This window comes from Geitlerinema sp. CS-897 (assembly GCF_028368005.1).
GTDB classification, from domain to species: domain Bacteria; phylum Cyanobacteriota; class Cyanobacteriia; order Cyanobacteriales; family Geitlerinemataceae; genus Baaleninema; species Baaleninema simplex.
This window is the reverse complement of the sequence record NZ_JAQNCQ010000359.1, coordinates 1-22,078: the sequence shown is the minus strand read 5'-3', so window position 1 is coordinate 22,078 and position 22,078 is coordinate 1. Positions and strand designations below refer to the sequence as shown.

Sequence of the window (22,078 nt, the reverse complement as noted above, 5' to 3'; positions counted from 1 at the left end):
ATTGAATAAAAAATCAAGCGTGTATTCAGGTTCAACCCTACAATTATTTTTCTTAGAATCTCAGAAATTGCCCGAGTTGTCAAGAGGTCTTTCGCGGCGCGATCGTCTAAGTTGTTTAAAAAAACAATTCAATGACTCAAAACTCGGCAAGTCCGATCGACTTACCGAGTATTTGCCTAAAATCTGGAAAAATCGCACAGACTACGAGAGTTTAGCCAGCACTTCCGCCAGTTGCTTGCCTAAATCTTCCACTGCTGCCTGCTGTTTTTCGTTTTTAAGGCGATCGCTCTCGTCGAACGCCTCGTAAGCGTTGGAAATGGATTTCTCGCCGGGCAACACCAACACGCCGATATTCCCGAGAATATCTCGCACGTGGACAAGTCCGCGCATTCCCCCCAACCCACCGGGAGACACGCTCATAATCGCCGCTGCTTTGCCGCGAAAACAGGTTAACGCCAGCGGCGGTTCTCCCGGTTCGGGACGAGACGCCCAGTCGATGGCATTTTTCAACAGTGGGGTAATCGAGCTGTTGTATTCGGGGCAGGAAATCAAAAAGCCCTGATGTGACTTCATCAACGCCTTCAACTGCATCGCGTTGTCGGGAATGCCCGATTTTGCCTCTAAATCCTCGTCGAAAAGAGGAAGGGGCAACTCTCGAAAGTCGAGATAGGTGACTTTAGCTCCAGCGGCTTCGGCTCCCGAGGCCGCAATTTTCACGAGTTTTTTGTTGAAGGAGCCATCTCTAGCACTGCCTGCAAACGCGAGAATCTTAGGTGTATCGCTCACCGGTTCGCTCTCCAATTTCTGCAAATCGTTTTCAATTATGTCCTATTTTCGCGAATTTAAAACGCGATCGCCGACACGATCGTCTCGGAACGACTGACTGCGATGCGATCGGCTTACAAAATTTGAAGATTTGATTCGTTTTGAAGACAGTTCCTATGAGGTTTTGGTATAACAGAATCGAGCGATCTATTCGTTATTTCTAAAAAAAATGGAAACTAACTCTTCAATTCAAATCACGGTTTCGTTTGTCGACACCGATTTAGACGAGGACGAAAAAGAAATGGAAACTCAACGGCTTTTCAATAGCTTGAAGAAACTCGATGAGGTCGAGCGAGTCGATCGCGTTCTCGATCCGACCCCCCCTCAAGGGAACAAAGCTTTTGGTGGTTTTTTAATTGGCTTGCTGACCGCAGAAGTGACTCGAGAAAATGTTGAAGCATTGTTTAGATTTTTAGGCGATCGCCTGTCTGGAAAAACGATCGACCTAAAAGTTGAAGTAGAAGGCAAAGTTCTCGAAGTATCTGCCAGCAGCCGAGAAGAACTCGAATTTGCGATCCAACAAGCTATGCAATGGGCGAAAGCGTAAGCTCGAACAAATTGCAATACATTTGAATACTTATATAGCAACCCTAGATCGGTTATGTAACAAAATCGAGAACGGGGAACGGGGAATCGTTTTTTTGGGTGTTTTAATTTTTGACAACTCATTTGGGACGGCTATAAAAACAAAAAACTCAAGTAGAGTCTGCTGGGGTGCATCTCAAAAATGTAAATTCATCGAATTGGGCGCACTCAATTTCCAGATCCCCGGCATCTCCAAGATGCCGGGGATCTTATACCGGAAGTGCTAATCGGGAATTTTGCCACCCCAAACTGATTTTTTTGCAAAAGTGAGATGCACCCGTCTGCTGAATAAAGCAGAAACTTTTATAAAAAAGGATGTTAAGGGAATTGCTCCCTAAAAGGTTCCTAGTTTTTGTCTATAATGAAGTTAAAAATTCGAGAGAAAGTCAATCGCGAGTCGCACGCATTCCTCAGCTTCCGATCCCCTGTTCCCTGTTCCCTTCCCACACTTTAACTTGAATACTTTTTCAGCAAACCCTAAGTAAAATGACTAAAACAGCCCTACTCATCGGCGTGAGTCAGTACGCTGCCGGACTAACCCCCCTTCCCGGCGCGATCGCAGATGTCAATGCCATGAAAGCGGTGCTAGAAAATCGCGAACTCGGAGGATTCGATCGCGTCAAAACATTACTCGATCCCGATCTCCAGCAGATGGAACAGGAAATCGAGCTTTTATTTTCCAACTGTCAAAAAGGCGATCTTGCATTACTCTTTTTCTCGGGACACGGTATCAAAGACGAAAGCGGTCGCCTCTATTTTGCCACCCGAATTACTAAAAAAAGTCAAAGTGGAGAATTGCTCAAATCCACCGCCGTTCCTGCCAATTTCGTACAGGATATGATGAGCGGCAGTCGTTGTAAACGTCAGATCGTCATGCTCGACTGTTGTTTTAGCGGTGCGTTTGCAGAAGGAATGACCGCAAAAGACGATCGCACTGTGGACGTGCGATCGCAACTCGGCGGAGAAGGACGAGCCGTCCTCACTTCATCGACAGCTATTCAATATTCGTTCGAGCAAGAAAACGAGGAGTTATCGGTTTACACGCGCTACTTAGTAGAAGGCATTCGCACGGGAGCGGCGGACTTAGACGCAGACGGTAAAATTTCCATCGACGAACTGCACGATTACGCCAGACAAAAAGTTCGCGAAGCCGCACCGGCCATGAAACCCAAAATTTTTGCCGTTGAAGAAGGATTTCGCATTATCGTCGCCAACGCAGCCCGACAAGATCCCGAGTTACGATACCGTCAAGAGGTCGATCGCTTCGTCCGCGACGGTCAGATTTCTGAGGTCGCTCGACTGGCGTTAGACGCGTTACGGGAACAGTTACAGCTCGATTCTGAAGTCGCTCGACAAATCGAAGCTGAGGTTTTAGAACCCCATCGCAAATATCAACAGAATCTCGCCCATTACGAGCAAGCATTCGAGAAAACCGTACAGAACGAATTCCCGTTGAGTGAGGCGACGCGACAGGAATTAAGCCGATTGCGCGACGTTCTGGGTTTGCGGGCTGAAGATGTGGCGGCCATTGAAGAACGCCTGACACCGAAGGTCTCAGAAAAGCCAGCGATCGAGCCAGGAATACCCGAGAAGCCGCATGACGAATCCCCTCGAGAACCCGATGTCAAGCGCGATCGCCGTTTCGTTCGCCGTCGATGGGTGGTGGCTGTTCTCGTGTTACTGTTTGGGGTTCCCGTTGCATGGTGGCAATTCCGAGATTCCCCACCTTCTCCCGAGGATATCGAACGTCAAGAACCCGAACTCGACTCTCTCGTGCAACCGTTGGGGTGGATTCGCATCGGCGCGATCGAAGGTACGTCAACCCCTGTAGATCCTGGAACGCCGTTACGAGAACAGGAACAACAAACCCCGATCGCGATCGAACCGCCTCAGATTCCAGAAATCGGACAAACTGTCACCGTCCGAGTGGAGCAAACGAGTAACATTCGCAGCACTCCGCCTCAAGGTTCGGAATATTTCTTAAATCCCGACATTACCGGTACGGTCAAAAACGGCGATCGCGTTGTCATTTTAGAACTTTGGGCGGGAGTCGATCCGAACTGGCCCTCACGACAGCAAATTTGGGCGCGAGTCGGACGACAATCGGAGCGCGGTAAGAACTACGATCGGTTACACGAGGCGTTGAAAGAACGACGTTGGCGTAAAGCCGACGACGAAACAGCGCGTCTGGCGTTCGAGATTTCCGATCGCACCCCAGCCGGTTGGCTCGACAGATAAAGTAGAGAATGGGAATCTCACCAGACCGAGAGATAGCGATGACGCAAGCCACCAGTCTGGAATCGATCGATCGGCGTATCGTGCAGTCGGGCATGAGCTGGCAACAGTTCGAGCTAATTCGAGCCGGATTCGCCGACTCTCCCAACATTCGACTGGCGTACTACGACAATACAATTGAAATTTTAATGCCGGGGCGCGATCGCGAACTGTTTGGACGGCTCATCGGCTTTCTGATTGGCTTGTTTTGCTTGGAAAAGGGCATTGAATTCGAGCCAACGGGAGCGATGACGCAGGAACGGGAAGGAGAAGTCTCGGTTCAAGCAGACGAGTCGTACTGTTTTGGCACCTCCAAACCCGTCCCCGATTTGGTTGTGGAAGTGGTGTTTTCCAGTGGCGGACTCCAAAAACTCCAGCGATATCGAGTTTTAGGCGTTCCGGAAGTTTGGTTTTGGCAAGACGGCTTATTCAGCCTCTACCGTCTGCGCGATGAGGGTTACGCCAAAATTAACCGTAGCGAAATTCCCCAACTGGCAACCCTCGATATTGAGTTATTGACTCGCTGCGTGTTGATGGCTGAGACTTCTCGATTGGAAGCGGCGAGGGTGTTTCGCAAAACCTTAAATTTGGAGTCTCGCTGAACGAGATCGATCGTACACTGGCGATCGCCTAGACGAAACGGAGAGTTCGTCGCGGCGTTCTATCGTCCCTCGCCAATTCGATCGAATTTCAAAACCATGACTGACGCCTTCCCCGGTATCGATGCTTTTCTCCTCGACCTCAACGGCGTGTTTTACGTCGGAAACCGCCTCATTGACGGAGCCGTTGACACCATCAAAACCTTGAAACTCCGAGAGATTCCCTGTCGCTACATTACCAACACGACGACCCAGTCCATCGATACCTTTCACCAAAAACTTCTAAATTTGGGACTTCCTATCGAGAAAAAAGATATCATTAGCGCCCCCTACGCCGCCGTTCTACACCTGCGACAGATGGAAAACCCCAAATGTCACCTGTTGCTCTCAGAAGACGCCAAACGGGAGTTTTCCGAATTCCAACAATCCGACACCGAACCCGATGTCATCGTCATCGGCGATATCGGCGATCGCTGGGATTACAATCTCATGAACGACCTGTTTGGAATGTTAGTCCGGGGTGCGGAACTCGTCGCCCTCCACAAAGGTCGCTACTGCGAAGGGGAACGGGGACTGCAACTCGATATCGGGGCGTTCGTCACCGGATTGGAGTACGCCAGTGGAAAAACTGCCACCGTCATCGGCAAGCCGTCGGCGTCGTTCTTTAAATTAGCCTTAAGCGATTTGAACCGATCGCCGTACAACGTCGCCCTCGTCGGTGACGATATCTATTCCGATGTCGGGGGAGCGCAAAAAGCTGGACTGATGGGGGTTTTGGTGAAAACTGGCAAATACCGCCCCGAACTGGCGCAGGAAGCCCCCGTGCGTCCCGATCGCGTCCTCGATTCGATCGCCGACTTAGCCAATTTGCTGTAATGCCAATCCTTGTAACGATTCGATGACGGTTCGGATCTCCTCTCCTCTCGTCTTCAGAAGGGACTCGTTAAGATAAAGCAACGGATAATTTGAAGTTTTGTTAATCAATGCTCGTTTCTCAATCCGGTATCGATCGCATTAAAGACACGCTCAAAGAAAAAGTCTTGTTCGGCAACGAACCGACGCCCGAACTCTTCGCGATTCTCCTGGTGTACTTCGTCCAGGGAATTCTAGGGTTAGCCCGTCTCGCCGTCAGCTTTTTCCTCAAAGACGATCTCGGCCTCAGTCCGGCGGAAACCTCTGCCCTGTTGGGGATTGTCGCCCTCCCTTGGACGATTAAACCGCTGTTTGGCTTCATCTCCGATGGATTGCCCATTTTCGGCTATCGTCGCCGCCCCTATTTGATTCTCTCGGGGTTTCTGGGGGCGTTTTCCTGGCTGACGCTGGCTACGGTGGTGACGCGCCCTTGGCAGGCGATCGCCGCCATTTCTCTCGGTTCGCTTTCCGTGGCGGTGAGCGATGTCATCGTCGATTCCCTCGTAGTCGAACGAGCGAGAAAAGAGTCCCAAAGCGACGCCGGTTCCCTGCAATCGGTGAGTTGGGGAGCGTCGGCGTTGGGGGGATTGATTACCGCTTATCTCAGCGGTTCGCTGCTGGAAATCTTCAGTACGCGCACCATGTTCTCGATTACGGCGACGTTTCCGCTGATTGTCTCCTGTGTCGCTTGGCTGATTGCTGAAGAACCGACGCGCGATCGCATCCACTTCGACAGCGTGAAGAAGCAAGTCGGACAACTGAAAAATGCCGTGACACAGAAAGCGATTTGGCTTCCGACGGCGTTTCTGTTCCTGTGGCAAGCGACGCCAACCGCCGACGCTGCCTTTTTCTACTTCACCACCAACGAACTGAACTTTCAACCGGAATTTCTCGGACGAGTCCGTTTGGTGACGAGTATTGCCTCGCTGGTGGGAATTTGGCTGTTTCAGCGGTTCTTTAAATCCGTTCCCTTCCGCACCATTTTCGCCTGGTCTACGGTACTCTCGGCAGTATTGGGGATGACGGCGTTACTCCTCGTCACACACGCCAACCGCGCGATCGGTATCGACGATCGCTGGTTCAGTCTCGGCGACAGTCTCGTGTTAACGGTGATGGGACAAATTGCGTTTATGCCCGTGTTAGTCTTGGCAGCGCGGTTGTGTCCGAGTGGTGTCGAAGCCACGTTGTTCGCCCTGTTGATGTCGGTGTCGAACATTGCGGGGATGGTGTCTTACGAGTTCGGTGCGATGTTGATGCACTGGATGAACATCACCGAAACCAATTTCGAGAATCTCTGGCTGTTGGTGGTTGTCACGAATTTGAGTACGTTACTGCCGTTACCGTTTCTCAACTGGCTACCCTCGAGTAGTGCTTCGGGTGACGGTGGCGACGATGCGGAGACGAGTTTACCGCCGTCGGAAGAGGCCGTGCCAGAATTGGATGCGATCGAAGAAGGGATTGGTGTTTGAGGCGGTTCGAGATATCCACGGAGGCGATAGGTGAACTTTCCTCGCAAATGGAAATACGTGGCGATCGCACTGTTGTCTCTAGCGTTCGTCCTCGGGAGTTATATTCTGTACCGAACCTATCCCGGTAGCGAAGCCGTTTCGATGCGATCGCCGAACACCGAAGCCTCAACGCCCGTGTCTCTCCCTCGTTTCGTTAACAATTGCGGAACTTCCACCCCCGGCGAAACCGATAATCCCATCGCCGCCGCCTACGGAAATTCTGCCTATCCTTGGACGAACGAGATTCGCTGGCAGTGCGTTTACAACATCGAAGATTTCCCCGGAAACAGCCTCGACGAGCGGTTTCTTCTGGCTCGAGATACCGCGTCAAACAACGGCGGTGGCGTGGTGTACTTCCCGGCTGGAACCTATCGTTTTTCGGAGAATTTGGAGTTAGCAGACGGTGTGGTGCTGCGAGGGGCGACGCCAGCAGTGACAGATGCGAAATCCTCGGACTTTCGACCGCCGACGCGTTTAGAATTTCCGAAATACGAACCTCGATTTTCGGGAAACGGCACGCCCAACGAAACGGCGTTCAAACAGATATTGACAAAAGACGCAGATCGTGATAATAAAATCGGTTTGATCGATCTCGATATCGATCGCGCTGGAATCAAATTTTCAGGAAATCCCAAAATTACCGAATCTCGAAATATCGTCGTCTTTGGCGTTCGCAGTAACAACGTCGCCGAACCCGATCCGAACGTTCCCGATCGCTCGTTTCAAAAACCCTGGTTTCGTTACAGTTATCGCTTCGCGGCAAATATTGACATCGACGCTCGCGAAAACGTTTTAGTGGCAAACAATCGCGTTAACGATGCCATTACCGACAATTTCGATCAGCCGGGATATACCGTAAAATCCCTCGATCGCACCGAAGTCATAACCTACAACGACGGCAGTAAAGTCCCGTTTCATTACGGGAATCACTACGGAATCATCGTCAATCGATCGGGGCAATTCGAGCCGTCAGAAACCCCAGAAACTGCCCCCGAACTGTTTCGCAAAGGCGTTACAATTCGCGACAACTGGGTGTATCACACCATGCGCGTCGCCATTCACGCCGCCGGGGACGGGTTAATCGTTCGCGATAACGTAATTCGCGACGATCGCAACAAACAATGGTGGACGGACGCGACGGGATTGCGAGAACCGCGCGGTGCGAATACCCTAGAAAATCGGGGGATCGATTGGTCGGGGTGGAACGTTGAGGTTACCGGGAACGACTTCGAGGTGTACCGTCACCGTTTGGGAAGTACCAACTATCTCAGCGTAGACGGGGAAGGGATTTTGATTCAAGCCTGTTGTGGCGGAACGACTGTCAACGGGGCGACAATTCGCGCCAATCGCGGTAACGCTTATATCGGATTGTATAAAGTGGGGGATATTCGCAACGTGGCGATCGCCGACAATGACATCGAACCGCCTGCTTATGCAGACACTTCAGCGGTATACGTCGTCGCCGACACGAACGATCGCCCCCATTCGATGGAAAACGTCCGAGTCGAAAACAATCGCGTTGGTGGAAGTATTACCGTCTCTGCTAAAGCTGGAGGACGCAATAACTCGGTGGTGGGGAATCGCGGCGATGGAACCGGGGCAATTTTGCGATCGTGTCACGTGCAGCTTCGCGATAACCGAGGATTTGAGGAGAAACCCTGTTCGGATTAGCTTCGGTGTCGATCTGAGTTCGATAAATATCGAACGAAAGTTCCAATGACAGCGATAAGCGATCGCATTCGATCGCCTCTATCTACCCAGGCCCTCGTTGCCCTAAACTAAGGACTGGTCGAGGATTGGCGAAGCTGAGAATTCAAGGGCGATCGCAACGGGTAGGTTTGCGCCTGCGCCCTTAACGTTCCTTGAGATCTCGCGATCCCTCGATTATCATGAGTGTAAATATAAGTAAAGACGTTAGCACCTGTGTTTGTTCTCAGCGGTTACGAATATTTCCTAGGCTTCCTGATTATCTGCGGTCTCGTGCCAGTTCTGGCCTTGACCGTCTCGAAGCTAGTCCGACCCAAAAGCTTGGGTTTAGAGCGCAACACCACTTACGAGTCCGGCATGGAACCCATCGGCGGGGCGTGGATTCAGTTCAACATTCGCTACTATATGTTCGCGCTGGTCTTCGTCGTCTTCGATGTGGAAACAGTCTTTCTGTATCCCTGGGCGGTGGCATTTCACCGACTGGGACTCTTGGCGTTTATCGAAGCGCTGATTTTTATCGCGATCCTAGTGATTGCCTTAGTTTACGCCTGGCGTAAAGGAGCATTGGAATGGTCATGAGCGACAACGCAAATCTAACAAATCCATCAGCGCAAAAACTGTTTAACCCTCCCGAGCGTCCGCAAGTGACGCAAGAACTCTCGGAAAACATCGTTTTGACGACGGTAGACGACCTCTACAACTGGGCGCGTCTGTCGAGTCTCTGGCCGATGATGTACGGGACGGCGTGCTGTTTCATCGAGTTTGCCGCACTGATCGGCTCTCGATTCGACTTCGATCGCTTCGGCTTAGTCCCGCGCAACAGCCCGCGACAAGCGGACTTAATCATCACCGCCGGCACCATCACTATGAAAATGGCACCGGCTGTCGTGCGTCTGTACGAACAGATGCCCGAACCGAAATACGTCATCGCAATGGGAGCTTGCACCATCACCGGCGGAATGTTCAGCGTCGATTCCCCGAGTGCGGTGCGTGGCGTTGACAAACTCATCCCCGTCGATGTTTACATCCCCGGATGTCCCCCGCGTCCAGAAGCCATTTTCGATGCGATCGTCAAACTGCGGAAAAAAGTCGCTAACGAGTCGTTAATCGAACGGGGTCAGAACCAACAAACCCACCGCTATCATACGATTTCTCATAAGATGAAATCGGTCGATCCGATCCTCACGGGTGAATATATGCGCTCTCAAGCGCGTCACACGCCGCCGAAGGAACTCACCGAAGCGATGGGAATGCCCGTTCCCCCCGCTCTTCAATCTACCGTCAAGCAGGAGGAAAGCCGTGGCTGAAGAGTCTCAAAATCAAGCCGAACAAGCTCAAGAAAACCAGGAAAACAAACCCGTTCCCGCCGGTCCGGTGTCAAGTTGGCTGACGGACAACGGCTTTAGCCACGACGCCCTCGAACGGGACAATCTGGGGGTGGAAATGCTGAAGGTAGACGCGGAAGTTTTGATTCCGGTCGCCACGGCATTGTACGCCTACGGTTTCAACTATTTGCAATGTCAGGGCGCTTACGATACTGGCCCGGGTGGTGAGTTGGTGAGTTTCTACCACCTGATTAAAGTCAGCGACAACGCACGCCAGCCGGAAGAAGTTCGTCTGAAAGTGTTTTTACCTCGAACCAATCCGAAAGTGCCGTCGGTGTACTGGATTTGGAAAGGGGCGGATTGGCAAGAGCGCGAGTCTTACGATATGTACGGCATCGTCTACGAAGGACATCCCAATTTGAAACGGTTGTTGATGCCGGAAGACTGGAAAGGTTGGCCGCTGCGGAAGGATTATATTTCCCCCGATTTCTACGAGCTTCAAGACGCTTATTAATGGCGAATCGCTCGACTCGAGTTTGCCCCCAACTTTTTTAAGGTTGGGGGTATTGCTTTTTTGATAAAAATGTGGTACTGGAGCGGGAGTTATTTCGATAAGCTGAGTTTCAACAAATGTTCACCACAGAGACACAGAGAACACAGAGGCAAACAAAACAAGGCGCACAAAACAAATCGACCTCCTCGAGTGAGAAGGTCGATCGCAGGCGAATCTTGAATTTCGCCGTCTTACATCGCCGAACCGACGCCGACGTAAGATCCGTAGAAAAAGAGCGCCAGGATTCCGACTGCACCGAGTCCAGCGATCGTGGCTACGATCCAAAGGGGAATACGGGTATCTCCAGACATGGGGGTAATTTCCTTAGACTTCACTCAACAACAGAGAGGAACGATCGATTCAACGTCGATTTAGTTGAAAAAGTAACTCGAAAACAGAATGCCCAGAACGAAAATTAGCAGCAATCCCAAATAGAGGGACGTGCGGTTTAATTCGACGGGCTGGCGGTTGGGGTTCGGTTCTCTCGTAGGCATGGATAACTCCTAGCGTTGAATGAATTGCATAGCGGCGATCGCGCCCAAGAAGAAAATCGTGGGAACGGCCAGGGTGTGAACGGCAATCCAGCGAACGGTAAAAATCGGATAGGAAACGGGTTCGTTCGAGGGATTAGTCATGGTTAAAACCTCACGTTAAACAGCGATTGTCTCGGTTTATTTGATAAATTCTTCGATTTGCTGGCGACTTTCAAAGCGATCGGAAACGATCGGCAATTCCAGGCGCTGTTTGGTGTAGTATTCATCGGGACGCGGCGTGCCGAACACATCGTAAGCCAAACCCGTACTGACGAACAACCACCCTGCAACGAACAACATTGGAATCGTTACAGCGTGGATCAGCCAGTAGCGAACACTCGTAATAATGTCTGAAAACGGACGCTCTCCAGTAGTACCAGCCATGTTGTTAAACGTCTCCTTACAATAGCTTAAAACTCAAACCCTATCATACAAAAACAGCGATACACTCACAAGCAACCGCCACCCGAAGGCGGCGGCTCGATTTTCAGTTTACGCTGCTTCTGACGGCCCTTCGTAACGCAGTAACGTTCCGCGTTGACCCAAAATAAAGCCTAACTCCGGGTTAATAAATTTAACGCGGTTTAAGTTAGAGGGAACGTCTTCAATTTCGCGATCTTTCAACCAAGTCTGACCGCCATCAAAGCTCACCATTAAGTTACCCCCTCCTCCGACGACCCACATTTCCTCGGGGGTGCGATAGGCCAAATCGAGCAGTCCCCAACTGGTCGAGAATTCGGGATAAAGCGGTTCGAGCCAACTTTCGGGATCGTTGGGTTCGCTAAACTGCAACTGTCCGCCTCGAGCCAAAACCCACAAGCTGCCGTCGGGACCAAACCCCATATTTTGCAGGCGACGAGAGCTTTGGCGGTTGAACGGTTGCCAGGTATCGCCGTCGGGATTCCAAATCGAGAAGAAGTTGCCGCGAGAAGAGACGGCGACATATTTTCCGTCTTCAGCACGAGAAATATTCCGAAACACGCCGAGGGCTTCCTGCACGAGTCCCGTCCAATTTTGACCGTCGTTCTCCGTGCGGTAAATCGCACCGACGTTGGTGGTCATTTCTGCCGAGTGAGGACCCAAGGCGGTAATGGTGCTGGGACTTCCCGGTAGTTTTTCGCTTAAGGGAACGCGATACCAGGTGTCTCCACCGTCGAGCGTGTGAAGCAAGACTGCTGGTTCGCCGACGATCCAGCCCTCGTCACCGGAAAAGCTGACGGAGTTCAACCGAACCTTTTCCCCCTCGAAATCTAAGGGACGAGCTTTCCAGGTTTTCCCGGTGTCGTCCGTCTCGAACAGGGTGGCATTGCTGCCGACGAGCCAACCTCGGGAAAGGTCGTCGGTGAAGGCAAGGTCGGAAAACGTCGAGTCGGTGGGTAACGATCGCACTTGCCAGGGATTTCCTTCGAGCGGCGGCGCATAACTGCATCCGACCAGTAGGAAAACTACAGCCAGCGCGATCGCGATCGGTTTGAAACGTTGCAGGATAGCTTTCATCGGGTATTTCAATCGTGGTCGGTCGTCAATCCTCGAAACGCAGGGGTGAGTCGCGAGCAACTCAGGCGAGTTATGGGTGTTAGCTTACTGGCAGACCGTCTACCTCAAACCGTAGAGGCTGAGCATAAACAAAAATGCCAAGGCTAACCCGCCAAAAATTAACAGTGTTTTTTGAGTCGGCGTGAGTTGGTTGACCCCCAAGCCGTACCCGAAGTTTTCTTTAAACCCAGATGCCGTTCCTTTCGGGCCGACGTTGGCAAAGGCCGTCTTGCGTGCGCCGCAAACTGGACAGCGCCAAGAGACCGGTAACTCCTCAAAAGTAGTTTCCGGTGCGACGTTCCGCGCGTCGTCTCCGAGTTCGGGTTCGTAAACGTAGCCGCAGGCGCGACACTCGTAGCGATCAAGTTCGGGCGATTCCGATTGTCCCTCTCGATCGGGTTGCAGATCGTTGGATTCTTGGGTATCCATGACTCGGCGTGTGGGTGGTGTCAGCCAACCTTAAAAAAACTGTTAAATATTATGACATAGAAGCGTCCGACCCTCGATCGCGATTTTCGAGAAAAACGGCGCAATAGTGACTGTACCTGCCCGTCACGCTTCCGGTAAGATCGAACTGCTTGGCGCTGACGGCCGGACGGCCTCTCATTTATCGAACAATTTACTGAAGGAACTCGATGACCTACTGTCTTGGCATCTTGAACGCTGACGGTCTCGTGTTTGGTGCCGACTCGCGCACGAACGCGGGGGTCGATTATATTTCGACCTACCACAAGCTTTTCGATTTCGCGCAACCGGGCGATCGGGCGATCGTCTTGTGTACGAGTGGCAACCTATCGGTGACGCAATCGGTGATGCAGGAAGTCAAACGGGACATCAAACATCAAGTGGAACCGAACCTCTACACCCTCGAGAGTCTTTACGATGTCGCCCGTTACATTGGAGGCAAAATCCGCGACGTTCAAGACCTCGATCGCCCTTGGTTCAAGCGAGATAATATCGATTTTCAATGTAACTTTCTCGTGGGAGGACAGGTCGCGGGCGAAGACCCCATGCTGTTTCTGGTATACCGTCAAGGGAACTGCATTCAAGCTACTCCCGAAACGCCATTTCTACAAATCGGCGAAACGAAATATGGCAAACCCATCCTCGATCGCCTGCTCGCCTTCGACACTCCCCTCGATCTCGTCGTCAAAAGTGCTGTTTTGTCGATCGATTCGACGATGAAATCGAACATTTCCGTCGGTCCACCGATTAACGTCCTCATGTACCAGCGGGACACCTTTGAAATTCGCCATCGGCTACGGTTGCGTCTCGGTAGCCCCTATCTGGCGAAAATTCGCAGGTACTGGGAAGACGCCGTTCGCCAAACCTTCGAGCAAATGCCCGATATCGAATGGCAAGACGACGTCGGCATGAACGGTCAGGAGATTTCGATCGATTGATTTCGCAGTTCCCTCTCAATCACCGATCGCTTCTTTGAGACGATAGGCGATCGCCTGTTGTTGGTCTGGCGTCAGTTCGGGGAACATGGGTAACGACAACACCTCGCGACAGACTGTCTCGGCGGCGGGAAAGCTGCCCTCGTCGTAGCCTAACTCGCGATAGACGGGTTGGCGGTGGAGTGGAATCGGATAGTACACCATCGTACTGACACCGAGAGTTTGGAGAGATTCGCGGACGCGATCGCGATCGAGGGGGGTACTCAGGCGAATCGTATACTGATTCCACACGCTCTCGCCGCCGTTATCGGACTCTGACGGTAAAACGACGTGAGGAATCGGCCGTAACAATTCCGCGTAACGACGGGCGATTTCTCGCCGCTGGGCGTTCCATTTGTCGAGATACCCCAGCTTGACCTGTAAAATCGCCGCCTGTATTGCGTCGAGACGGCTGTTAATGCCGATTTCCTCGTGGACGTAGCGTCGGGTCGAACCATGTTCTTTCAGCACCCGCAAACGACGGGCTAACTCAGGGTCGTTTGTCGTCATCGCCCCGCCGTCGCCAAAGCCTCCTAAATTTTTCGTGGGGAAAAAGCTAAAACAGCCGATGCGTCCGAAACTACCCACTTGACGGCCGTTCCAAGTCGCCCCCGTAGCTTGGGCGCAGTCTTCGACGATCGCAATGTTTCGCGAAGCAGATATCTCCATCAATGCTGACATCTCCACCGGACGGCCGAACAGGTGAACCGGAAGGATTGCTTTGGTGCGATCGCTCAACGCCGCTTTCACCGCTGCCACGTTCAGATTAAACGTCGTCGGGTCGATATCGACGAATACGGGAGTCGCCCCCACCGCACTGATGACTTCCACGGTGGCAAAAAAGGAAAAGGGAGTCGTGACGACCTCGTCTCCTTTTCCAATTTCCAAGGCTCTCAGTGCCAAATACAGGGCATCCGTACCGGAATTACAAGAAACACAGTAGTTCGTTCCCACGTAGTCGGAAAACTGCTGCTCGAACTGAGTCACGCCGTCGCCGCCGATGTAACGACCCGATGCCATCACCTTCAATACGGCGGTTTCGACTTCCGAGGCGAGGGTTCGATATTGTTGTCCTAAATCGATCGGAGGAATTGAAGTCACACACACACCCACTCAGGATAAATTCCGTTGGCTCTTTACAGAATAATGGAATGGAATTCCCAACTGACAAAATATCGTACCGGACAAATCCCCTCCGGGTGCGATCGCCCGGTCGATGAAATACGGTATCGTAACCTGATGTTGTGGTGGTGTGATGTGGGACGCGGGCAAACGATGCCAGATTGGGACACTTCAAAAATTGCACTGGTTCACGAGTGGTTGACCCCAGAAGCAACGGGCGGCTCGGAACTGGTGGTGCGAGAGATTTTACAGCACGTCGCGGCCGATCTTTATGCCCTCGTCGATTTCGAGTCGTCGAATCCCGAGAGTTATCTCTACAAACGCCCCATCAAAACGACGTTTTTACAGAACCTTCCGTTCGCCCGTCGCGGCGTTCAGAAATACTTACCTTTGTTACCGCTGGCGATCGAACAGTTGGATTTAGAGGGATACGACATCGTTCTGTCATCGTCTCACGCCGTCGCCAAAGGGGTGTTGACGCGATCGCACCAAATGCACCTGTGTTACTGTCATACGCCCATGCGTTACGCCTGGGATCTAACGTTTGACTATCTTCGGGGATCTCGGGCGGGGCGGGGGCTTCCCGGCGCTCTAACGCGGGCGCTCCTGCATTATTTGCGTCAGTGGGACGTTATTTCTGCCAACCGCGTCGATTACTTCGCGGCCAATTCCCAACATACCGCTCGGCGAATTTGGCGGTGTTACCGACGGCGAGCCGAAGTGATTTATCCGCCGGTGAACGTCGAACGATTTCCATTCGTCGAACAGAAACAAGACTTCTATGTCATCGTCTCTCGACTCGTAAGCTACAAAAAAGTCGAGCCGATCGTGCGAGCCTTCAATCAGTTAGGGGAACCCTTGGTGGTGATCGGAACCGGGCCGCTGCGCGATCGCCTGCAAGCGATCGCCAAACCGAACGTCGAAATTTTAGGCGCACAACCCGACGAGGTGGTCGATCGATACCTCTCGAACGCCAAAGCCTTCGTCTACGCCGCTTGTGAAGATTTCGGCATGGCACCGGTGGAGGCCCAAGCCTGCGGAACGCCCGTCATCGCCTACGGTGCGGGTGGCGCTCTCGAAACCGTGCGCGACTTGCGAACTTGGGGAGAAAACGGAACCGGCCTGTTCTTTGACGAACAAACCGAAACCGCTCTCATCGAAGCCGTCAAAACCTTTGAAACCGTGCGATCGCAGTTTAATTCCGCCGCCGCGCGATCGCATTCGGCTCGGTTTGCCCCTACAATTTTCCAACAGCGTTATTTATCGTTCCTAGAACGCTGTTATCGTGACTTTCGCTCTGGTACGCCAGACGAAGTGAGTGTCCTGTCCTCATAACGATCGCCTCGAGTGCGATCGAAGCCGATCGATATGGCTTTAATATCAGGACAGTGTGTGTGGTGTGAATCGAAAGGAGTAAGATGACTGCCAATAGCCAACTCATCTCCGGTAAAGGACTGTGGGCGTTTGTCAAACGTGGATTCAGTCCCCGTCTATCGGAGGCACTGGCGCGATTCCTCGCTATCGATCTCGACGAACCGAGCGGAGCCGTCAGCAAACGACTGTTCGATATCGCGTTTTCGACTTTTGTTCTCGTCTTCTTTTCGCCAGTTTATCTGTTATTAGCGCTCCTAATTTTTATCAGCTCTCCCGGGCCGGTTTTTTACGTTCAAGAACGCGTCGGAAAAAATCGAAGGATTTTCGGATGTATTAAATTCCGAACCATGGTTCCTAATGCCGACGCCGTGCTAGAGCAGATTATGGAGACTTCTCCTCAACTTCGGGAAGAATTTGAAGACAACTTCAAGCTTAAAGACGATCCCAGAATCACCTGGATCGGTCGCTTTTTACGCTTTACCAGTCTCGATGAATTTCCGCAGTTTTGGAACGTTCTAAAAGGAGACATGAGTGTCGTCGGTCCTCGTCCCTTAGTGGTCGAAGAACTTTCCAAATACGGACGCTATATCGATAAAGTGTTGACCATTCGACCGGGAATTACGGGATTGTGGCAGGTTTCCGGACGCAACGACATCCCTTACGAAAAGCGGGTAAAAATCGATGTCTACTACGTAAACGCTGGCAGTCTCTGGATGGATATTTGGATTGCTGTCAAAACGATCGGTGTCATCGTTTTTCCCAAAAACAACGGCGCCTACTAAGGTCGATCCGACCCGACGAGCAACCGTCACCAGAGCGATCGCGTCAGCCGACTGAACGATCGCCCCTCGATTTCGAGTGTGGACGATCGCCGCTCGGGGAGACTTTAATGGGTGACAAGTGACTTGGGTTCGACCTTGTCGTAAGCGAATGAGGATTCAGTAACTATGACCGAAGCGAAGCGAGCGCTAATTACGGGGATTACGGGTCAGGACGGCTCTTACCTGAGCGAACTTCTCTTAGAGAAAGGGTATCAGGTTCACGGCATTATCCGCAGAACCTCGACGTTCAATACCGATCGCATCGATCACATCTACGTCGATCCCCACAGTGAAGACGCCCGCCTGTTTCTCCACTACGGCGATTTAACCGACGGAACCACCTTGCGCCGTCTGCTCGAACAGGTACAACCCCACGAAATTTACAACCTCGGCGCTCAATCTCACGTGCGCGTGAGTTTCGACTCGCCGGAATATACAGTGGACACCGTGGCCATGGGGGCGTTGCGCTTGCTCGAAGCCATTCGCGACTACCAGCAGCGTACCGGAAACGAAGTGCGCTTCTATCAAGCGGGGTCGTCAGAAATGTTCGGCAAGGTTCAAGAAATTCCCCAAAAGGAAACGACCCCGTTCTACCCTCGCAGTCCCTATTCTTGCGCCAAAGTTTACGCCCACTGGCAAACGGTTAACTACCGCGAGTCTTACAACCTCTTCGCCTGTAACGGAATTCTGTTCAACCACGAATCGCCGCGACGGGGGGAAACCTTCGTCACGCGCAAAATCACGAGAGCCGTGGCGCGAATCGTCGGTGGAATGCAGAAAAAACTGTTTTTGGGCAACCTCGACGCCAAGCGAGACTGGGGTTATGCCAAAGACTACGTGCGGGCGATGTGGCTGATGCTGCAACAGGACGAACCAGACGATTACGTCATCGCCACCAACGAAACCCACTCGATTCGCGAATTTCTCGATTTGGCGTTTACCTACGTGGGTTTAGACTGGCAGGATTTCGTCGAGTTCGATCCCCGTTATTTACGTCCGGCTGAGGTGGACTTGCTCATCGGCGACGCCACGAAAGCGAAGAAAAATCTGGGTTGGGAACCGTCGGTGACGTTCGAGGAGTTGGTTCAGTTAATGGTCGATGCGGATATGGCGGCGTTAGGGTTGCCTTCTCCGAAAGAAGGCGGAAAAGCCCCCGACGATCGCGCGTTTATTCGGCAAGAGGCCGTGAATACTGTCGATTAAATGCGATCGCCTGAGAATTGGGAGAGATTCGCCGTTCTCTCAATTCTCCCTCTCGGGCAGCGTTCGGTACGATGCTCTTTAAGATTCTCGATAACAGCGAGGCACTCTCATGGCTGGTTTAGCGTTAGCGGACAAACGAATTGTGGTGACGGGGGGTGCGGGATTCCTCGGCCGTCAAGTGGTCGCCCAACTGATCGAAGCCGGAGCCAATCCCGATAAAATTACCGTTCCGCGATCGAAAGATTGCGACCTCCGCCAGCTCTCGGACTGTCAGCGAGTGGTGGAAAATCAAGATATCATCGTTCACTTGGCGGCTCACGTGGGCGGAATCGGTCTCAATCGCGAGAAACCCGCCGAGTTGTTTTACGACAACTTGATGATGGGGGCGCAGCTCGTCCATTCGGCTTACGAGGCAGGCGTCGAGAAATTTACCTGTGTGGGAACCATCTGCGCCTATCCTAAATTTACGCCAGTTCCGTTTAAGGAAGACGACCTTTGGAACGGTTATCCTGAAGAGACGAACGCCCCTTACGGCATTGCAAAAAAGGCGTTGTTGGTACAGTTGGAAGCCTATCGCCTCCAGTACGGATTTAACGGCATTTACTTGCTTCCGGTGAACCTGTACGGACCCGAAGATAACTTCAACCCCCAAAGTTCCCACGTGATACCGGCGTTGATTCGCAAAGTTCACGAAGCGCAGCAGAGAGGGGAAAAAACGATTCCCGTGTGGGGCGACGGTTCGCCGACGCGGGAATTTTTATATTCGACGGATGCGGCGCGAGGTATCGTCATGGCGACGCAGTTATACGACGATCCCGATCCCGTGAACTTGGGAACGAATTCGGAAATTTCGATTCGCGACCTCATCGAGTTAATTTGTAAACTGATGGAGTTCGACGGCGAAATTGCTTGGCAAAGAGACAAACCCAACGGACAACCTCGCCGCTGTTTGGACACCCAACGGGCGAAAGAACGGTTTGGCTTTGAAGCTCAGGTGAGTTTTGAAGAAGGGTTGAAAAATACCATCGACTGGTATCGTGCCAACGCCGATAAAATCGATTGAGATTTGGATTTTTCTCAAGCAAAATCTTGGGCGAGATCCCTAGCTTCGGGCGAGATCCCCGGCATCTTGGAGATGCCGGGGATCTTTTTTGGGAGTCTGGGATTTTAACGCTCTCCGAAGGCTTTGCGATAGCGCCCTAACGCCAATAAGGGGAAGTACAACTGATAGTAGTGGTACTTGAGATAGAAATGGCTGGGGAATCCAGTTCCGGTGAAGTAGGCTTCAAACCAGGAACCGTCGGGCTTTTGCGTGTCGAGGAGATAGTTGATTCCGCGATCGATCGCTTCCCGTTCCCAGGAACCCGTCGCCTCCCCAACGGCTAACAAACCGATTAACGCCCATGCAGTTTGAGAAGCGGTACTGTCGCCTCGTCCTTTCAACGCAGGATCGTCGTAACTGCGACAGGTTTCGCCCCAGCCGCCATCGTCGTTTTGGACGCTAACCAGCCAGGAGACGCCACGATCGCTCGCCTCACGGTGGGTATCCGGGGCGACTAACGCTAACGCCGAGAGCGCACCGCTGGTTCCGTAAATGTAGTTGACGCCCCAACGCCCGAACCAGGAACCGTCGGCTTCTTGTTCGCGAACTACGTAACTCAACGCCTGTTGAAATTGCTGGCGATACCGCTTCAAGGGCGCGTCGTGGGAATCTGACTCCAATTCTCCCGCCATTTCCAAGACTCGCGAGGTGACGTCCGCCGTGGGGGGATCGATCGTGGCTTTTAAGTCGCTGTAGGGGAGAGCGTTCAACCAGTCTTTGTCGTTGTCCACATCGAACGCCGCCCAACCGCCATCGCGACATTGCATCGACATCATCCAGCGCACGCAGCGAGCGATCGCCGCCTGTTTTCCGTTCTCGTCGGGGAGTTTGGCTTGGTTGAGGGTCATCACCACCACCGCCGAATCGTCGAGATCGGGATAGAAGCGGTTGTCGAACTCGAACGCCCAACCGCCCGGTTCGCCGTTTTTATTTTTCACCGCCCAATCGCCGCGATCGAGAATTTGCTCGTTTAGCAGCCACTGCGACGCCTTCACCACCCGTTCGTCGTCGGGGGCGATTCCCGATTCGACTAAAGCGCGAACCACCCAGGCGGTATCCCACACGGGAGACACGCAAGGCTGCACCCAATAAGCGTTTTCGGTTTCGACGCCGAAGCGATCGATCGCCTGGAATCCCCGCTCGACGACGGGATCGGCCACATCGTACTCCAAGCAGCGCAACGCCAACATGGAATTGAGCATCGCCGGAATTATTCCGCCCCAGTCTCCGGTGGGTTCTTGACGTTCTAACACCCACTGTTCGGCGGCTTTTAAACCCTCTTCGCGGAAGGGAACCAGGTTCAACTGTTCGGCGAATTTAAAGCCGTTGTCGAGTTCGACGAACCAATCGCCCCAATCGCCGGTTTTGGGAAGATCGTATTTTACGTTTTCGACGCCTTCGCTGTAGAGTTCGTCGAGGGTAAACTTGGGTTCGACGGGAAAAACTGGTTGTTTATCGAAGACAATAATCAGGGGAACGGTACTCCCCCGCGCCCAACTAGACATATCGTAAATGCTGAAGGGGGCGTCGCCGGGAAGCAGCATAATCCAGGGCGGAATGGAAGGAAGTCCCCGCCAGTCGTAGCATCCGATGAGGGCGAGGTGCAGTTTGGTGAAGATTCGGGTTTTGCTGATTCCGCCGCGATCGCAGATGAATTTTCGGGCTTTGACGAGGGCTTCGTCATCGAGATCGACACCTAACAAGCGTAACGCCATGTACGCTTCGACGGAGGTACTGAGTTCGCCGCCGTCGCCGTAACAGAGTTCCCAACCGCCGTGTTCTCGCTGTTCTCGACGTAAGAACGCTTCGGCTTTGTTGAGGGAAATACGGTTGGTCGTATTCCAAATTTTGTGGAGTAAAACGACTTCGGCGAGCATGGTGACGTTGGATTCGAGATCCGCCCACCAGTAGCCGTCGGGATGTTGTTGGCTGAAGAAGTAGTTTTGGATGTTTTGGATGCCTGTTCTTAGGCGTTCTGGGTTGACGTTCACTCCTGAGATAACGGAATTTGGGTTTTGCATAAACCTAGTTGTTTGGAAAGACCGTTTGATATTGTGCCGTATTTTTTAGTTTTTGGGGGCAGGCTCGTGACAGAGTATTTTTTGTAAGTCAGATATCGGTAAGATCGATCGCCGTTTATCAAATCAACTTGTTTTTTGGCGTAAATTATAACAAAAAAATAGTTTTTTAGGCTATTTGGTAATACGAAATGGAGTTCTTTTCCGATAAGCTGGGTTTTTAAGAAGTCTTCACCACATCCCCCTTTAGCCCTCCTTTGGAGAGGGGGATATAAGGGCGTATCGGGTTAAAAAAACCAGTGTTTGAAATTCGGATTTTGTATCAAATGCAAGCTTTAGCACTCAATTTTGCGGCTGTTGGGTTGAGCGAAGCTGAAACCTAACCTACTCCAAACTATGTTTTTATGTTTGACGTTTGTGAAGTTTTGATATCAAAAAAGATTGGTGGTAGGTAATGCCCACCACCATTTGCAATTTCCGATCTAGGTTAAGACTTAAAGAACGCCAATTCAAGTTTGAAATGCAACGGTCTCCGATCCCTGACTATAAAATACCTCAGAAGGGGTTCGATAGTCAAGAGATTTTCGAGGACGATCGTTGAGTAAATCTACTGCTTTTTTGACCGCATCTGGTGACAAGATT

Annotated in this window: 24 protein-coding genes and 1 pseudogene; 14 read left to right on the top strand and 11 right to left on the bottom strand. The window is 52.0% G+C overall.

Annotation, left to right across the window (positions count from 1 at the left end):
* Positions 1 to 201: 201 nt before the first annotated feature.
* Positions 202 to 786 (bottom strand): NADPH-dependent FMN reductase, encoded by a 585-nt coding sequence (locus POG22_RS22610; protein WP_498907214.1) that lies wholly within the window; start codon positions 784 to 786, stop codon positions 202 to 204.
* 208 nt (positions 787 to 994) lie between these two features.
* On the opposite strand from POG22_RS22610, the gene POG22_RS22605 reads away from it, so the two are divergent.
* The 9 genes from POG22_RS22605 (at position 995) to POG22_RS22565 (ending at position 10,249) form a co-directional block, all read left to right on the top strand.
* Positions 995 to 1,372: a hypothetical protein gene (locus POG22_RS22605; protein WP_498907213.1), complete on the top strand. Its 378-nt coding sequence runs from the start codon at positions 995 to 997 to the stop codon at positions 1,370 to 1,372.
* 524 nt (positions 1,373 to 1,896) lie between these two features.
* The gene (locus POG22_RS22600; RefSeq protein WP_498907212.1) at positions 1,897 to 3,648 is read left to right on the top strand and encodes a caspase family protein; all 1,752 of its coding nucleotides are present in this window, start codon (positions 1,897 to 1,899) and stop codon (positions 3,646 to 3,648) included.
* Positions 3,649 to 3,686: 38 nt separating this feature from the next.
* Positions 3,687 to 4,286: a Uma2 family endonuclease gene (locus POG22_RS22595; RefSeq protein ID WP_498907211.1), complete on the top strand. Its 600-nt coding sequence runs from the start codon at positions 3,687 to 3,689 to the stop codon at positions 4,284 to 4,286.
* A 96-nt stretch (positions 4,287 to 4,382) separates the two neighbouring features.
* Positions 4,383 to 5,159: a TIGR01458 family HAD-type hydrolase gene (locus POG22_RS22590; RefSeq protein ID WP_498907210.1), complete on the top strand. Its 777-nt coding sequence runs from the start codon at positions 4,383 to 4,385 to the stop codon at positions 5,157 to 5,159.
* Positions 5,160 to 5,266: 107 nt separating this feature from the next.
* Positions 5,267 to 6,664: a folate/biopterin family MFS transporter gene (locus POG22_RS22585; protein ID WP_063718232.1), complete on the top strand. Its 1,398-nt coding sequence runs from the start codon at positions 5,267 to 5,269 to the stop codon at positions 6,662 to 6,664.
* A 30-nt stretch (positions 6,665 to 6,694) separates the two neighbouring features.
* Positions 6,695 to 8,374 carry a glycosyl hydrolase family 28-related protein gene (locus tag POG22_RS22580; protein ID WP_498907209.1) on the top strand — a complete coding sequence of 560 codons (1,680 nt, stop codon included), beginning with the start codon at positions 6,695 to 6,697 and terminating at the stop codon, positions 8,372 to 8,374.
* 252 nt (positions 8,375 to 8,626) lie between these two features.
* Positions 8,627 to 8,989: a photosynthetic/respiratory NAD(P)H-quinone oxidoreductase subunit C gene (ndhC, locus tag POG22_RS22575; protein ID WP_017662390.1), complete on the top strand. Its 363-nt coding sequence runs from the start codon at positions 8,627 to 8,629 to the stop codon at positions 8,987 to 8,989.
* Positions 8,986 to 9,717, top strand: a complete 732-nt coding sequence (locus POG22_RS22570; RefSeq protein ID WP_498907208.1) for an NADH dehydrogenase subunit K — start codon at positions 8,986 to 8,988, stop codon at positions 9,715 to 9,717. The genes ndhC and POG22_RS22570 overlap by 4 nt, the downstream gene beginning before the upstream one ends.
* Positions 9,710 to 10,249, top strand: coding sequence for an NAD(P)H-quinone oxidoreductase subunit J (locus POG22_RS22565; RefSeq protein WP_017662392.1), 540 nt, complete (start codon positions 9,710 to 9,712; stop codon positions 10,247 to 10,249). Before POG22_RS22570 ends, POG22_RS22565 begins: the two co-directional genes overlap by 8 nt.
* Positions 10,250 to 10,479: 230 nt before the next feature.
* Here the strand turns inward: POG22_RS22565 and POG22_RS22560 are convergent, their stop codons facing one another.
* The 7 genes from POG22_RS22560 to POG22_RS22530 form a co-directional block, all read right to left on the bottom strand.
* The gene (locus POG22_RS22560; RefSeq protein ID WP_071592116.1) at positions 10,480 to 10,599 is read right to left on the bottom strand and encodes a photosystem II reaction center protein J; all 120 of its coding nucleotides are present in this window, start codon (positions 10,597 to 10,599) and stop codon (positions 10,480 to 10,482) included.
* A gap of 60 nt (positions 10,600 to 10,659) precedes the next feature.
* Positions 10,660 to 10,782, bottom strand: coding sequence for a photosystem II reaction center protein PsbL (psbL, locus tag POG22_RS22555; RefSeq protein WP_017662394.1), 123 nt, complete (start codon positions 10,780 to 10,782; stop codon positions 10,660 to 10,662).
* A 9-nt stretch (positions 10,783 to 10,791) separates the two neighbouring features.
* Positions 10,792 to 10,923 (bottom strand): cytochrome b559 subunit beta, encoded by a 132-nt coding sequence (gene psbF, locus POG22_RS22550; protein ID WP_017662395.1) that lies wholly within the window; start codon positions 10,921 to 10,923, stop codon positions 10,792 to 10,794.
* Positions 10,924 to 10,959: 36 nt separating this feature from the next.
* Positions 10,960 to 11,205 carry a cytochrome b559 subunit alpha gene (psbE, locus tag POG22_RS22545; protein WP_026097836.1) on the bottom strand — a complete coding sequence of 82 codons (246 nt, stop codon included), beginning with the start codon at positions 11,203 to 11,205 and terminating at the stop codon, positions 10,960 to 10,962.
* Between the two features lie 108 nt (positions 11,206 to 11,313).
* Complete coding sequence (locus POG22_RS22540; RefSeq protein ID WP_498907207.1) at positions 11,314 to 12,318, bottom strand: photosynthesis system II assembly factor Ycf48; 1,005 nt, start codon at positions 12,316 to 12,318, stop codon at positions 11,314 to 11,316.
* A gap of 99 nt (positions 12,319 to 12,417) precedes the next feature.
* Complete coding sequence (locus tag POG22_RS22535; protein ID WP_017662398.1) at positions 12,418 to 12,786, bottom strand: rubredoxin; 369 nt, start codon at positions 12,784 to 12,786, stop codon at positions 12,418 to 12,420.
* A 49-nt stretch (positions 12,787 to 12,835) separates the two neighbouring features.
* A complete protein-coding gene (locus POG22_RS22530; protein ID WP_498907206.1) occupies positions 12,836 to 12,964 on the bottom strand; it encodes a hypothetical protein in 129 nt (42 codons plus the stop codon).
* 28 nt (positions 12,965 to 12,992) lie between these two features.
* Between POG22_RS22530 and POG22_RS22525 the strand changes: the two genes are divergently transcribed.
* Positions 12,993 to 13,760, top strand: a complete 768-nt coding sequence (locus POG22_RS22525; RefSeq protein WP_063718234.1) for a proteasome-type protease — start codon at positions 12,993 to 12,995, stop codon at positions 13,758 to 13,760.
* A gap of 15 nt (positions 13,761 to 13,775) precedes the next feature.
* Here the strand turns inward: POG22_RS22525 and POG22_RS22520 are convergent, their stop codons facing one another.
* Positions 13,776 to 14,897, bottom strand: a complete 1,122-nt coding sequence (locus POG22_RS22520) for a DegT/DnrJ/EryC1/StrS family aminotransferase (RefSeq protein WP_498907205.1) — start codon at positions 14,895 to 14,897, stop codon at positions 13,776 to 13,778.
* 174 nt (positions 14,898 to 15,071) lie between these two features.
* On the opposite strand from POG22_RS22520, the gene POG22_RS22515 reads away from it, so the two are divergent.
* The 4 genes from POG22_RS22515 to POG22_RS22500 all read left to right on the top strand — a co-directional run bounded on the left by POG22_RS22515 (position 15,072) and on the right by POG22_RS22500 (position 19,379).
* The gene (locus POG22_RS22515; protein WP_063716824.1) at positions 15,072 to 16,253 is read left to right on the top strand and encodes a glycosyltransferase; all 1,182 of its coding nucleotides are present in this window, start codon (positions 15,072 to 15,074) and stop codon (positions 16,251 to 16,253) included.
* Positions 16,254 to 16,336: 83 nt separating this feature from the next.
* Positions 16,337 to 17,074 (top strand): undecaprenyl-phosphate galactose phosphotransferase family protein, encoded by a 738-nt coding sequence (locus POG22_RS22510; RefSeq protein ID WP_063716819.1) that lies wholly within the window; start codon positions 16,337 to 16,339, stop codon positions 17,072 to 17,074.
* A gap of 165 nt (positions 17,075 to 17,239) precedes the next feature.
* Positions 17,240 to 18,316 carry a GDP-mannose 4,6-dehydratase gene (gene gmd / locus POG22_RS22505; RefSeq protein WP_063716818.1) on the top strand — a complete coding sequence of 359 codons (1,077 nt, stop codon included), beginning with the start codon at positions 17,240 to 17,242 and terminating at the stop codon, positions 18,314 to 18,316.
* Between the two features lie 109 nt (positions 18,317 to 18,425).
* Positions 18,426 to 19,379, top strand: a complete 954-nt coding sequence (locus tag POG22_RS22500) for a GDP-L-fucose synthase family protein (protein WP_063716817.1) — start codon at positions 18,426 to 18,428, stop codon at positions 19,377 to 19,379.
* Positions 19,380 to 19,483: 104 nt separating this feature from the next.
* Here the strand turns inward: POG22_RS22500 and shc are convergent, their stop codons facing one another.
* Both shc and POG22_RS22490 read right to left on the bottom strand, forming a co-directional pair.
* Positions 19,484 to 21,439 (bottom strand): squalene--hopene cyclase, encoded by a 1,956-nt coding sequence (gene shc, locus POG22_RS22495; RefSeq protein ID WP_498907204.1) that lies wholly within the window; start codon positions 21,437 to 21,439, stop codon positions 19,484 to 19,486.
* A gap of 506 nt (positions 21,440 to 21,945) precedes the next feature.
* A pseudogene (locus POG22_RS22490) lies at positions 21,946 to 22,078 on the bottom strand (IS30 family transposase); the annotation flags it as partial.